At 39.1% G+C, this 14,545-nt stretch carries 12 protein-coding genes; all 12 read left to right on the top strand.

Going from position 1 to position 14,545, the window contains the following annotated elements; all coding sequences use genetic code 11:
- Window positions 1-88: 88 nt before the first annotated feature.
- The 12 genes from murC (at window position 89) to Bovatus_RS17405 (ending at window position 14,530) form a co-directional block, all read left to right on the top strand.
- Entirely contained in the window at window positions 89-1,465 is a 1,377-nt protein-coding gene (gene murC / locus Bovatus_RS17460; protein WP_004298211.1) for a UDP-N-acetylmuramate--L-alanine ligase, read from the top strand.
- A gap of 70 nt (window positions 1,466-1,535) precedes the next feature.
- Window positions 1,536-2,273: a cell division protein FtsQ/DivIB gene (locus Bovatus_RS17455; RefSeq protein WP_004298212.1), complete on the top strand. Its 738-nt coding sequence runs from the start codon at window positions 1,536-1,538 to the stop codon at window positions 2,271-2,273.
- A gap of 80 nt (window positions 2,274-2,353) precedes the next feature.
- On the top strand, window positions 2,354-3,805 hold the full coding sequence (gene ftsA / locus Bovatus_RS17450; RefSeq protein WP_004298213.1) for a cell division protein FtsA: 1,452 nt from the start codon (window positions 2,354-2,356) through the stop codon (window positions 3,803-3,805).
- 57 nt (window positions 3,806-3,862) lie between these two features.
- A complete protein-coding gene (ftsZ, locus tag Bovatus_RS17445) occupies window positions 3,863-5,173 on the top strand; it encodes a cell division protein FtsZ (RefSeq protein ID WP_004298214.1) in 1,311 nt (436 codons plus the stop codon).
- 85 nt (window positions 5,174-5,258) lie between these two features.
- Window positions 5,259-5,708: a GatB/YqeY domain-containing protein gene (locus Bovatus_RS17440; protein ID WP_004298215.1), complete on the top strand. Its 450-nt coding sequence runs from the start codon at window positions 5,259-5,261 to the stop codon at window positions 5,706-5,708.
- A gap of 753 nt (window positions 5,709-6,461) precedes the next feature.
- Window positions 6,462-8,159 carry a tetratricopeptide repeat protein gene (locus tag Bovatus_RS17435; RefSeq protein ID WP_004298216.1) on the top strand — a complete coding sequence of 566 codons (1,698 nt, stop codon included), beginning with the start codon at window positions 6,462-6,464 and terminating at the stop codon, window positions 8,157-8,159.
- A 160-nt stretch (window positions 8,160-8,319) separates the two neighbouring features.
- The gene (locus tag Bovatus_RS17430; protein WP_004298217.1) at window positions 8,320-8,709 is read left to right on the top strand and encodes a DUF3244 domain-containing protein; all 390 of its coding nucleotides are present in this window, start codon (window positions 8,320-8,322) and stop codon (window positions 8,707-8,709) included.
- A 44-nt stretch (window positions 8,710-8,753) separates the two neighbouring features.
- Entirely contained in the window at window positions 8,754-10,220 is a 1,467-nt protein-coding gene (locus Bovatus_RS17425; protein WP_004298218.1) for a C10 family peptidase, read from the top strand.
- A gap of 7 nt (window positions 10,221-10,227) precedes the next feature.
- Entirely contained in the window at window positions 10,228-11,778 is a 1,551-nt protein-coding gene (locus Bovatus_RS17420; protein WP_004322468.1) for a C10 family peptidase, read from the top strand.
- A gap of 7 nt (window positions 11,779-11,785) precedes the next feature.
- Window positions 11,786-12,535, top strand: a complete 750-nt coding sequence (locus Bovatus_RS17415) for a hypothetical protein (protein WP_004298220.1) — start codon at window positions 11,786-11,788, stop codon at window positions 12,533-12,535.
- A 23-nt stretch (window positions 12,536-12,558) separates the two neighbouring features.
- A complete protein-coding gene (locus Bovatus_RS17410; RefSeq protein ID WP_004298221.1) occupies window positions 12,559-13,278 on the top strand; it encodes a hypothetical protein in 720 nt (239 codons plus the stop codon).
- 19 nt (window positions 13,279-13,297) lie between these two features.
- Window positions 13,298-14,530 carry a C10 family peptidase gene (locus tag Bovatus_RS17405; RefSeq protein WP_004298222.1) on the top strand — a complete coding sequence of 411 codons (1,233 nt, stop codon included), beginning with the start codon at window positions 13,298-13,300 and terminating at the stop codon, window positions 14,528-14,530.
- Window positions 14,531-14,545: the final 15 nt, after the last annotated feature.

Genomic DNA, 14,545 nt, shown 5'->3' with positions numbered 1-14,545 from the left:
ATGGACGATCGGATTACGCAGATTGAAGTAACGGCACAATGCCCGTATCAAACAACGTAATCTGCACTAAAATAAAAAGACAGAAGAAATGAATATAGAAACGATAAAATCAGTCTATTTCGTAGGTGCCGGCGGCATCGGTATGAGCGCACTTGTACGCTACTTCCTTTTCAAAGGAAAGGTAGTGGCAGGATATGACCGTACTCCTACTCCATTGACTGAAACGCTAATCTCCGAAGGCGCACAAATACATTATGAAGAAAACGTCGACCTGATTCCCGCAGCCTGCAAAGACAAGGAAAGTACGTTAGTCATATACACTCCGGCCGTTCCGCAGGAACACGAAGAACTCGTTTATTTCCATAACAACGGATTCGAAATACAGAAACGCGCCCAAGTATTGGGAACGATTACCCACTCAAGCAAAGGTCTGTGTGTGGCAGGTACCCACGGGAAAACAACCACATCGACTATGACAGCTCATCTGTTCCACCAGTCGCACGTGGAATGTACCGCTTTTCTCGGAGGAATCTCAAAGAATTACGGCACCAACCTGCTGCTTTCTCAAGCAAGCCCTTACACAGTGATTGAAGCGGATGAATTTGACCGTTCTTTCCACTGGCTGTCACCCTATATGACCGTAATCACGTCTACCGACCCCGATCATCTGGACATCTACGGAACAGAGCAAGCCTACCTGGAAAGTTTCGAACATTACACCACGCTAATCCAACCGGGTGGCGCACTGATTATCCGCAAAGGCATCTCTCTGCAACCCAAAGTGCAGCCGGGCGTTCGTGTCTACACTTACTCACGTGACGAAGGCGACTTCCATGCAGAAAACATCCGTATCGGAAACGGAGAGATATTCATCGACTTTGTTGCTCCGGGCACCCGTATCAACGACATCCAACTGGGAATTCCGGTAAGCATCAACATAGAGAACGGCGTAGCCGCCATGGCCTTGGCACACCTCAACGGGGTGACCGATGAAGAAATTAAAAGAGGTATGGCAAGTTTCCGAGGAGTAGACCGCCGGTTCGACTTCAAACTCAAGAACGACCGGATTGTCTTTCTAAGTGACTACGCACACCACCCCTCTGAAATCAAACAGAGCGTGTTGTCTATGCGCGAACTTTACAAAGACAAGAAGATCACAGCCATCTTCCAGCCTCATCTCTATACCCGCACCCGCGACTTCTATCAGGATTTTGCCGATAGCCTGTCGCTACTCGACGAAGTGATTCTGGTAGACATCTACCCGGCACGTGAAGCACCAATTCCGGGCGTCACCAGCAAACTGATTTATGATAATCTCCGTCCGGGTATCGAAAAAAGTATGTGCAAAAAGGAAGAGATACTGAACATTCTGAAAGATAAAAACATTGAAGTATTAATTACTTTAGGAGCCGGAGACATCGATAACTATGTCCCCGAAATAAAGGAACTATTAGAAAAAAGATAAATGAATAATCATCCGGCAGCCTGTCCGAAACAGCGCAAGCATTTTAATTTTTAATCTTTAATTTTTGATTATGATTAAAAGAATCCTTCTATCCATCGTCATGCTGGTGCTCATAGCTTACCTTGCCGTAGCTATCACCGCTTTCAACCGCAAGCCTGCCGACCAGACCTGCCGTGACATGGAATTGGTTATCAAGGATACCGCATACGCCGGCTTCATCACCAAAGAAGAGCTGAAAGGTATCCTTCAGCAGAAAGGGATCTACCCCATCGGGAAGAAAATGGAACGCATCTCCACCAAGTCACTGGAACGGGAACTAAGCAAACATCCGTTGATTGACGAAGCCGAATGCTACAAAACACCCAGCGGCAAAGTGTGCGTGGAAGTGACACAACGTATTCCTATCCTCCGGGTCATGAGCGCCAACGGCCAAAACTACTACCTTGACAACAAAGGAACTATCATGCCACCGGAAGCAAAATGCGTCGCTCACCGGGTAATTGTCACCGGAAACGTAGAAAAGTCGTTTGCAATGAAGGATTTATATAAGTTTGGTGTATTTTTGCATAATAATAAATTCTGGGACGCCCAGATAGAGCAGATCCATGTGCTGCCCGACCAGAACATCGAATTGGTGCCGCGTGTGGGAGACCATCTGGTCTATCTCGGAAAACTGGAGAACTTTGAAGATAAACTGGCACGTTTGAAGGAGTTCTACAAAAAAGGACTCAACCGGGTAGGCTGGAACAAATATTCACGTATCAATCTCGAATTCAGCAACCAGATTATCTGTACAAAACGAGAGTAGTTGATAAGTGATAGATGATAAGTAAACAGTCTCTCTATATAGTAAATTGTAAATAGTAAAATAGTAAATAAAATAACCCTATGGCAACAACAGAATTTATCGCCGCTATTGAACTTGGTTCATCGAAGATAACCGGTGTGGCCGGAAAAAAGAACAGTGACGGAAGCATGCAGGTATTAGCGTATGCCCAGGAAGACTCTTCTACGTTCATTCGTAAAGGAGTGATCTTTAACCTGGACAAGACAGCGCAAAGCCTGACTTCAATCATCAACAGACTGGAAGGTGAGTTGAAAAACTCAATTGCCAAGGTATATGTAGGCATCGGCGGACAATCACTCCGCACCGTCCGCAATGTAGTAAGCCGCGACCTGGAGGAAGAAGCTATCATATCCGAAGAGCTTGTAAGCGCTATCGGTGATGAGAACATTGCCATCCCGGTGGTCGATATGGATATATTGGACGTAGCTCCACAAGAATATAAGGTAGGTAATAACCTGCAAGCCAATCCGGTAGGTCTGGTAGGAAGCCACATCGAAGGACGTTTCCTCAATATCGTTGCCCGTGCTTCCGTACGTAAGAACTTGGAGCACTGTTTCCAACAGGCTAAAATTGATATTGCCGACCAACTGATCGCTCCGTTAGTAACCGCAAATGCCGTACTGACAGAAAGCGAACGCCGTTCGGGTTGTGCACTGATCGACTTCGGAGCAGACACAACTACCATCTCTGTATATAAGAATAACATTCTCCGTTTCCTGACTGTATTGCCTTTGGGAGGCAACAGCATCACGCATGACATCACCACCCTGCAAATGGAGGAGGAAGAAGCCGAACGCCTGAAAAAAGCCTACGGTGACGCCCTCTATGAAGAGGACCCCGAACAGGAAGAAGCAACCTGCAAACTGGATGATGACAACCGTATCATCAAAGTGGCGGATCTTAACAATATCATCGAAGCCCGTGCCGAGGAAATCGTTGCCAACGTATGGAACCAGATACAACTATCGAGCTACGAGGACAAATTGCTGGCAGGAATCATCTTGACAGGAGGGGCCGCCAACCTGAAGAATCTGGACGAAACCTTGCGCAAACGCAGCAAGATAGAAAAGATACGGATGGCGAAACTCCCACGCAATACGGTTCATGCGCCCAACAACATACTGAAGAAAGACGGTTCGCAGAACACTTTGTTCGGGCTCCTGTTTGAAGGTAACCAGAACTGCTGCCTGACGGAAACTGCTCCGCAAGCTGCTCCTGCACCATCAGTCTCCAAACCGGAGCCGGAAGTGCATAAGACAGTGGATATGTTTGAGGACGATCAGGAACTGAAAGAACAGGCCCGCATCGCCCGTCTCAAGAAAGAAGAAGAAGAGCGGGAAGCCAAGCTAGCCGCCAAAGAAGCGGAAAAACTTCGCAAGCAAAAGGAAAAGGAAGAGAAAGAAAGACGGAAAAGAGAAGCAGGTCCGAGTTGGATTCAACGCAAGATCGATTCGTTGACGAAAGAAATCTTTTCCGACGACGATATGAAGTAACCTTCAGCAGCTTGTTAATCAATATTCATAATTCGTAATTCATAATTCAATCAAGATATGGACGAGATAGTACAATTCGATTTCCCGACAGATTCACCGAAGATCATCAAAGTGATTGGTGTAGGTGGTGGTGGTGGTAACGCTGTAAACCACATGTACCGGGAAGGCATCCATGATGTAACGTTCGTTCTTTGTAACACGGACAACCAGGCATTAGCCGAATCACCTGTCCCGGTGAAACTGCAACTGGGCCGTAGCATCACGCAAGGGCTTGGAGCCGGCAACCGTCCCGAACGGGCACGCGACGCCGCCGAAGAAAGTATAGAAGATATCAGAAACCAGCTGAACGACGGCACCAAGATGGTATTCATCACCGCCGGAATGGGAGGAGGAACCGGAACAGGAGCTGCACCGGTCATCGCCCGCATTGCGAAGGAAATGGATATTCTGACTGTCGGTATCGTCACCATCCCCTTTATCTTCGAAGGAGAAAAGAAAATTATCCAGGCACTGGACGGCGTAGAGCGTATCGCCCAGCATGTTGATGCCTTGCTGGTTATCAACAACGAACGCCTGCGCGAAATATACGCCGACCTTACTTTTATGAACGCCTTCGGCAAAGCCGATGATACTCTTTCCATTGCTGCCAAGAGCATTGCCGAGATTATTACCATGCGGGGTACAGTCAATCTTGACTTTGCCGATGTGAAAACCATCCTGAAAGATGGTGGAGTAGCAATCATGAGTACCGGATTCGGCGAAGGAGAAAATCGTGTGACGAAAGCAATCGACGATGCCCTGCATTCTCCGTTGCTCAACAACAATGATATCTTCAATGCCAAGAAAGTAATGTTGAACGTATCTTTCTGCCCGTCGTCGGAACTGATGATGGAGGAAATGAACGAGATACACGAGTTCATGAGCAAATTCCGCGAAGGGGTGGAAGTGATTTGGGGTGTTGCCATCGACAACTCACTGGAAACAAGAGTAAAAATCACCGTATTGGCAACCGGATTCGGTGTGGAAGACGTTCCCGGAATGGACAGCTTGCATGCTGCACGCAGCCAGGAAGAGGAAGAACGTCAACTGCAACTGGAAGAAGAGAAAGAGAAGAACAAAGAACGTATCCGCAAGGCATACGGCGAAAGTGCCAGCAACATCGGAAGCAAGAGCCTCCGCAAACGCCGACACATCTATCTTTTCAATACGGAAGATCTGGACAACGACGACATCATCGCCATGGTAGAAGATTCTCCCACTTATATGCGTGATAAGACTACTCTTACCAAAATCCGGACGAAAGCCGCTCTGGAAGAGGAAGTAGCCACGGAAGAAGCTACAGATGACAACTGTGTGATTACGTTCTAAACAAAGAACTAAGAACGAAAATTATAAACTCGCAAAATCAGGCTTCAGATCTAATTTTTAATCTTTAATTTTTAATTATAATAGTATGGATTTATTCGATCAAGTCAGCGAAGACATTAAAACCGCAATGAAGGCGAAAGACAAAGTAGCCCTTGAAACTTTGAGAAATATAAAGAAGTTCTTCCTGGAAGCTAAGACTGCCCCGGGAGCTAACGATATATTGACAGATGATGCTGCTCTGAAGATTATCCAGAAACTTGTGAAACAAGGAAAAGATTCTGCTGAAATCTATATCGGACAGGGTCGTCAGGATTTGGCTGACGTAGAATTAGGCCAGGTAGCCGTTATGGAGAAATACCTGCCGAAACAAATGACTGCCGAAGAACTGGAAGCTGCATTGAAGGAAATTATCGCTGAAACAGGTGCTACAAGCGGTAAAGATATGGGTAAAGTAATGGGAGTTGCCTCCAAGAAGCTAGCAGGTCTTGCAGAAGGACGTGCCATTTCTGCAAAAGTGAAAGAGCTTTTGGGATAACCTCTGCGACTTCCACAGAAGATTTTATTATTTTGATTTTATCTTGCACCCTACACTAACCAGAGTTTATCTATTTGATTAATAGCAGTATAAACCTGTGCAAGATACCGTTGCAGATGCGTGCAAGATGTTTTATCTTACACACATCTGCAACTTTTCTTTAAACATGACGTTCACCTCCTTCACCACTCTGAAACATCGATGAATAAAGGGATTTCGGGTGAAGAGCTGCCTTTCACATAGGTTTCACCCGATTCACTATACCTTTCTGCCGAATTTTGATTAATAGACTGATTCCAATCTATTAGATATAAACTTATTCTCTATTAATGCCAAACTTCCTTTTCACTAATAGAAAAGATTACTTACATTAAAGGTAATCTATAAATGAAGCTTTTGTTTTTATAAACAAAGCTTTCATTTATAAAATCAAAAGCTTCATTTATATAATTACAACTTGCAATTATAGATTACGATTAATGAAAAACAAGTTTAGAATTATAGTAAAGTAATTTAGGTATTAATAGAAAGGAACTTTTCTCACTATAAATAAGAAAGAGTCTATTAATAGCTGGGAAATAATCAAATTAGATCACATGAACTTAATAAAATAAAAGCACATTTGAAATTAATATGATGTATGATATAGACAGTACTAATATTATTTCCCGAACTAAAAGAATCTCCCTATAAAAGAGCATAATATAGAAAATAAAGATTACTTTTACAACGAAACTAAACCACGACAGACAAATGAGAAAGAGTATTGCTATAATTATAACATCTATATTAGTGCTATCAGGATGCAACAAACAACAATCCGTATCTGACAGACTGCTAAATGAAGTAGAAAAAGCCATTGCCATAAATCCTGACAGCGCATCCAACCTACTAAAAAGTATATCATCTCCTGAAAAACTAGACGACAAAGCTTTTGCACGCTGGTGTATGTTATCAGGTAAGATTACAGACGAAATTTTTAATAGTATCCTACCAACTTACCAATTAGAAAGAGCTTATGACTGGTATTCCTCACATGGTAGCCCTGACGAGCAAGTGCAAATTTTGATTTATTTAGGTCGTTCCTATTTTGCTGATGGAGATTATGATAAAGCAATGTCTATTTATACTAATGCGCTGGACATTGCAGGAAAAAACAAGCTCAATAACCTCATTGGATATACCTATGACTATATAGGCGATCTATATCGAGAAAAATTCATGTTCACAGAAGCTATCAAAAAATACGAGACTGCTGCCGAATGCTTTAAAAAAGAAAATAACACCGATAGTTATGCCTGCGCATTAAAAAACATAGGACGTGAATATGCATGTATAGACTCATTATCATGTGCTATAGAAATACTGACTATTGCCGATTCCGTAGCAGCTAATACTAAAGATATAGAAGTTACCGCTTCAATAAATAATGCTTTAGGAAATATCTATGTAATGCGAGAAGAATATGATAAAGCCGAAAAGTACTTTCTTAAAGCATTATCGACGGGAAAAGAAAAAATGCCTGATTATGTAGCACTGATTGACTTATATACCACAACTGATTCTATAGATAAAGCTAAAGAACTATTATCTAAAATTCCACAAGATGACCCCCAATATACGTGTAGCATCAATTATTTATATTATCAAATCCATAATGCAGAGAGAGACTATAAAGAAGCGCTTGCCTACCTGGAAGAATATGTTGACATGGTAGATTCTATCGTATACGCTGACAGCCAATCTAAGATATTAAACATAGAATCTAAATATAATCATTTAAAAATCAGTCAAGAAGTAGATAGATTAAAGATTAAACAACAAAGCTACATTATATTTTCAGTTATCTGCATTTCATGCTTATTATTAATAATGATAGTGTATTTACTATATAGAAAACAAGCAAAAGAAAAAATACACAGACAACAAGATGAATTAAACCGGATAAAAACAGATTTAACCTATGTTTCATTAGAATTGGAAGAGAAAAAAAAGTTATTAGACACATTTAAAGAAAAAGATGACAACTATAATAAAATAGAGAAAGAAATAGCTCTTTTAACTAGCAATTATAAGGAACTACAACATAAGTCTCTAGAAAATTCACCAACATTTAAAGAGTTGGTACGGTTAGCCAAACAAAATAAGCCAAGAAATGATAAGCCATTAATAACAGATAAGCAATGGGAACTCATTGCAGATGAAATAACATATATCTATCCAAATTTATCTAAATACTTATATAGTCTATGTCCCAACTTACCAGAACAAGACTTTTTGTATTGTTGTTTATGTATGTGCGGATTTGATACTAACACAGAAGCAAAGTTGCTAAATATTGCAAGTGATTCAGTAAGAAAGAAACGGTTTAGACTTAGAGAAAAACTGAACATTGCATTGCTGAATGACAATACTACATTATATGAGTACTTGATTGAGAATATGCACTAATACCTTCATTTTAGTAGGAAATAAACTACAGTTTAAGAAGTTGTCCACGCAAAATTGCATAAGCCACTGATTATCAACAGTCTTTTGTCCACGCCGAAAAACATCTTTTGCTTGTGCACCCCTTCATTTCTCTATAACTTTGCAGAAAACAATTAAAAATATGAGAAAGCTAAGTATTGTACTATTATTAATTGGCATTTCATTTATAACGATAGAAGCCAATACTCTATCAGAGCATAGAGCTAAGCGTTTAGTTATCAAAAGATGGCATCAGCACAGAGGAGTACCAGTTCCTATTCCTATAGAAGCTATTCTCTACGAAAATACTATTGAAGTTCGTTTTTTAGAAAACGTAGACAAACAAGTCATCTTCCAAGTAAAAGATCAGCAAGGAAACATCATGTTCCAAGGTGTGATAATCCCCCCTAATGGGCAAGAGACTTATAAAATTAATTTAACAGGCTACAAAACCGGTCATTATGAGCTTCTTTATATAGAAGAAGACATGACTTTAGTTGGAGAGTTTGAAATTGAACACTCAATGCCATAAAAGTAACAAACATACAATCATTACGCAACTTAATAATTAAAAATATGAAAAAACATTTCTATTTTTTATGTGCAATAGCCAGCCTATTCACCATCTATTCGTGTACGAATGATGTTTCAGAAGATTTTATCTCTCAAAAGAAAGTCAAACTAACACAAGATGAAGTCTTTAGCATCTCCTATGATGAAACAAAAGATTTGGAAGAGAAAACTCTTTTCAACATGGTAAGTGCCTTTGCTAATCTGCAAAACGGAACAACGACAAGAAGCAATGCAACTTCCTTTAAGATTGTAAAAGAGAGTTTTATTAATAAAGAGGGAGAATTCAAAAAACAAGAGCAAGCAACAAGAGCCATTAACAATGACGATATCACATCGAAAATTTGCGAAATCGAATTTAGTAATGGCTCTTCTATCGGTCGTGCTATAGTTTCAGCGAATGCAAATTTTCCTGCCCTCATTGCCTTCATTCCTAAATGTAGTAGTGAAAAAATGATGGAGCAAACAGGAGCTAGTAAACTATTACATGCTTCAAAAGCAAGCTATCTCTATAATACAATAAAGATGAAAGAAGCTGTAGACTCTTTACGACTTCCAACACTTGAAAAGATTAGTAAAGAACTGGAAATACCTATAAATGAGGTTTCTTATGAGGCAGTCAAAAACTATATAACTATTACTGATGCAGAACCTACAACCAGATCAACTGCTGTACAAATAGGAGATATAGAAATGCAAATCTATCATGACAAATCTATATTTCCTCTAGTAAAAACAAATTGGGGACAAGAGGATCCTTATAATGGATGGTTCTCTAATATAGATAGAGATGGTTTACGAGACTGGGTAAGAACACAAGATGGAGGAAAGAATTTCACATCAGTTCCTGCTGGATGTGTGAATATTGCTATGGCGCAGATGATGACATATACTCACTGTAATAAAAGGCCTCCAGTTGCATTTCTAATCCCTACAGGAAAGTATGAAGTACAAACAGGTATGACTTTCATTCCCAATTGGGATCAAATGACAAAGACCCCTAAATTAGATGACCCAGGCGCAGGAGGCATAATTGATGCCCAGCGCCTAATTCTAGACCTCTATATCGAAAACAAAACCACATCTAAAAAAGACTGGGATAATGCTGTTATCTCGAGTGAAGTTTCAGAACAGAATATGCTAAAGACAATGAACAAATACTTTAAATACCAAGCTAAGGCAGCTTTTAATGGTGACATGGCGTGGGCAGCATTACGAGACAAGCATTTGGTTCTAATGTTAACTTCTGATCACGCCTTCATCATATCCGGTATACTGGTTACAGAAAAAGCCATTTCGACTCGCGAACTAGTGAAAAGAAACGATGTTTATTGGCACGCTAATTTAGGATGGGCAGATGAATGTACTGGATTCTACCAATTGGACAGCAATGCCAACACATATTTTCAGGCAAATGCCGTTCAAGAATGGGCTCATAAGATGGATTACTTAAATAATATTTATGCTAAATAGACACAATATGCTAAATAACAGATACTTAATATATCTATTCATCATTTCCTTTCTTTTTTCATCATGTACAGATAGCAACATTGCCAATAAGTTTGATAATGAAAAAGCTGAAAATGACCAGATAGTTTTAACTCCAGAAGAGTTCGCTAGCATTGCGTATGACAATCCGCAAGAACTGACTATAGAAGAAATCAGCAATATTGTTGCTAATTTCCAAAATAATATAGAAGTTGGAGATAAAATAGCTACACGAAACTCTGAAACAACAAAAATATCTATAAGAAAGAAGTATTATGTTGCCGAGGAAAACAACATCATTAAAAATATAGCCGATACCCGCTCGACAACATCCAAAGGGCCCACAGTTCCAATATTCGAGGTTGAATTATCCAATAATGAGGGAAATAAAAGTCTAGCTGTCATATGTGGAGACGAGAGAGTGCCGGAAGTTCTTTACTATGTGGACAATTATACTTCGCATTCCGAAATTGCCACGGAAGCACGTTATCTATTGGAACTATCTAAAAAAAATGTCTTTTTAGATATCCAGCAAATAGAATGTATGAGATCTACAAAAAGGGATTCCACTTTACATAAAATAGCCCAACAATTAAACATCCCGCAGAAAAATGTTTCCTATTCTGACTTTAAAGACCGAATTATAACAACGGATGAGATATCAACTAGAAATAATAATCCTGGAAATCAGTCTGGAGGCGTAAGCAGACCTCAATCCAATGTAGTAGGTTTTGTCAATCCTTTATCTAAAGTTTCATGGACTCAGAATGATCCATACAACTACGGCAGGCCTATAATGATGATCTACGACGGATATGGAGGTGAGCGTGAAGGGCATCTTGCTGTAGGATGTGCCAATGTAGCAATCGGAATATTGTTCAGCATAGTGAAACCAGACATGTATTTAGCTAATAGTCAAAAGGTTGACTGGGATTATGCAACATCAGTCGAATTCATCAAATTTACCCAAGGATATCCAGAAGCTAGTTCACCTGAAGATCTGGTAAATATGATTACAGGATTATTTGCACAGATTGCCACAGCAACAGATTCACACCCCTCTTATGAAGAAAAGGACTTATTAGATGTCAATACAGGAAAAACATATAAAAAATCAGTGATTACTCAAACAGAAACTCCTACAATCAATACCATAAATTATTTAAAGAGTATGGTTAATTTCTACGGGAACCAAAATAACAAGTTTAATGGCAATCTAGCAAAACAATCTTTATTTGAAAGAAAACCTGTTTTTCTTTGTGGGCCCGGACATATTGTAGACGACAATGGTAAGATTCTAGGTAATGGGGGAGGACACGCATGGCTAATCGATGGGGTTGTTATTACGAAGCGTCAGCACCAAGCCGGATATGACCATTACTGGTCAGTAAATATGGGATGGGGGAAAAGATCTAGAGTTTACTTTAGAACAAGTAATGACCTGCAGGATTGCGATGTTGTATTTCCAGACGACGATAATAATAATATTGCATATTACACGCAGGAAATGACTATGCTATATAATATAACTAGAAAATAACCGGACTATGAGAATCAGTAGAGTTTTACTAATTGTATTATTACTGGCATCTTCGTATGGTTGCTCTGAAGAGGAACCATACGAAGTTGAAAAGAAATCAGTTTCTATATGGGAAGGAGACACATGGCATGTCATTATAGAAACAGACTTAACAGAGCACAACTATAGGTTAGAATCAGAAAATCAAGAAATTGCGACTGCTATTCTTGACGAAATGAGCGTATGCATCACTACCTACAAAAGTGGAAGCACCATGATACGACTTATCGATACTGACAATAATAAGATAGCATGTGAAATCTCCGTATATGTCAAATACTTCAACAGTCCGGAAATTGTCAATTGGGGAATTCCGCTAAAAGGTAACCCTGATTATCCGGGAGTAATAATAAAAGCAGTGGATCTAAGAATCCCCCCAGAGATAGAAATTGAGTTACGAGAAAAAGAAAAACCATTCATCGGTGCCACTTATACATTCAATCAGGAAACCAAAAAGTTTACAATGAAAACTGATTCGGGAATATTCAGAGAAGGCACATACGAATGGAATATTACCTCTTTAACCCTAATGTATGACGATAAAACAGAAAAATTCGGTTTTAAATTTGCTACAAAAATGTCATACGGATATATTCTACAGAGTGATAAAACAGCAGAATATCAACAGCGGTATCCTGACGCAGGTATCACAGAAGTAAAAGTGAATCATATTTGGAAAGATAATGGAATAATTCTATTAGGAGGGCTTACATTTTGATCGATAAAAAAGGAGATAGATAAATGAAACTATTATTTTTGATATTCTGTATATTTACAATCAGTTGCTCAAACGAAGACAAACTAAATTGTGAATCCATTGAATTAAGTAGCAACTCCATACACATTTTGGCTGGAGAGAAAAGAACTGTGTATATATTGTCTGATTTAGAAAAATTCCAAATGGGGCTTGGATTACAGTCAGAGAATCCCCAAATAGCAACAGTTGAACCACAGAACGATAGTAAGGCAATCCTCATCACAGGAAACAGTGTAGGAAACACTTCCATATATCTGCGTGACTTAAAATATCCTGACAATTATGCAGAGATTAAAGTTATTTCCGACTACCTTTCTGGAAAGTTCATAGAAAAAGGAGATTCATCCAATACTTGGATAAATGGTGATGACCTGCACATTCGAGAAATAATAGAGAGCGAATTAAGAGGAATTGCCAAAAGCAGATCGGGAATACTATACTCTTTTGACAAAGATACTAAAGCTGTGGAAATTGATTATTCTTCATCCGACTATGACAATAATAAAAGAATCGGAACCTACGAATGGGATAAAGACAGCCTTACCTTAAACTTTAACAACAGCATATCTAAACACGGATTTGCCGTAGTGAACGACCATACAATTATCATTGTATTAGACTTTACAGAAAAGTGTAAATCAAAATATCCGAATGCATCTGTAAGAGGTGCAAAAATCCAATGTTTTCTATCAGCAATTGAATAATTAAGTAAACAAAAACATTATGAGAAAAAACATATTTATATGTATCATTTTTACTGTATCAATTTCAGCATGCACAGAGGAACTAGACAAGGAAATTAAGATAGAAGCTAATAGTAGCCTTTATGATTTGTCAGAAAGTGAAGCACTTGCAATTGCCAAAACATTTCACGAATCTGTAACATCCGAACCACAAACTAGAGATAATTATACCGCATTTGATGTAAAAAGCACATACAGACTACACGCTTCTGAAAAAACAAGAGCTTTATCAAGTGAAGAACTCCCCTTGGTTTATGAAATAGAGATAAATAATGGTCTGGAAAATGGAAGAATTATTGTTTCTGGAGATAAAAGATTTCAAGAAGTACTCGCATATATGCCTTCATTCAATGATTCGCTTTATCAAGTCTCCTTAGGGCCGAATATTATGATGCAAATGGCGAAGAATACTTTATTGGATAAAATCCAAAACTATAAAAACGCATTGTCTACACGTTCTTACCCTGTTGACCCTATACCAGGAGAAGTAAGTGTGATGATTGTGCCTTTCTGTAGCACCCAATGGTCACAAAGTGCACCACACAATCGTTTATTACCCAAAGCATGGGTACAATATGCTGAAGGAATCGGAAGTAGACCGGGATCGGCATGGTATGATAACTATTATACAGGAGAAGCGGTTATAAGCATTGCTCAAGCAATGGCTTACCTACAACCATATATAAGCATTAACGGAGTGTATATTAATTGGGAAACATTAATTATGGAGAAAAACGACACAGTACCCGAATGGTGGGAGTTAGCAGGAATTTTATCCAAATACATATATGACACTATTGGAACATATCCAGTATGGGGCAAAGCCTATGATGACAAATGGCCACAATCTTCTATTGTAAATGCCGTTGTTGCCATGGAAACTCCAACAGATAAAATATCTGCAGCCTTGAATTCTTCTCAATGTGGGCTGTTTTGTGATAAAGATCAGAGTTGGAATTTAGATATAGTAAAAAAGTCGTTACTTTCTCTATATCCTGTTTTAGTAGGAGATCGAAATAGACTGGCTTTTCTAGTAGACGGTTATGCAATTAATGAAGATAATTCAACTTACCTCCATTGCAACTTTAGTAAAAATACAAATTTTGATGGATATTTCTTAGTTAATAATGACGGAGGAATTACATTTGAACTTAATGGATTAAAATATAAAGATGTAAATCTTGGGATAATCGCCAACATAAGAAACAAATAGATAAGAAACAAATGT

The organism is Bacteroides ovatus (assembly GCF_001314995.1).
Classification (GTDB): domain Bacteria; phylum Bacteroidota; class Bacteroidia; order Bacteroidales; family Bacteroidaceae; genus Bacteroides; species Bacteroides ovatus.
The sequence above is the reverse complement of the archived record's forward strand: the minus strand, read 5'-3'. Positions and strand labels throughout refer to the sequence as shown.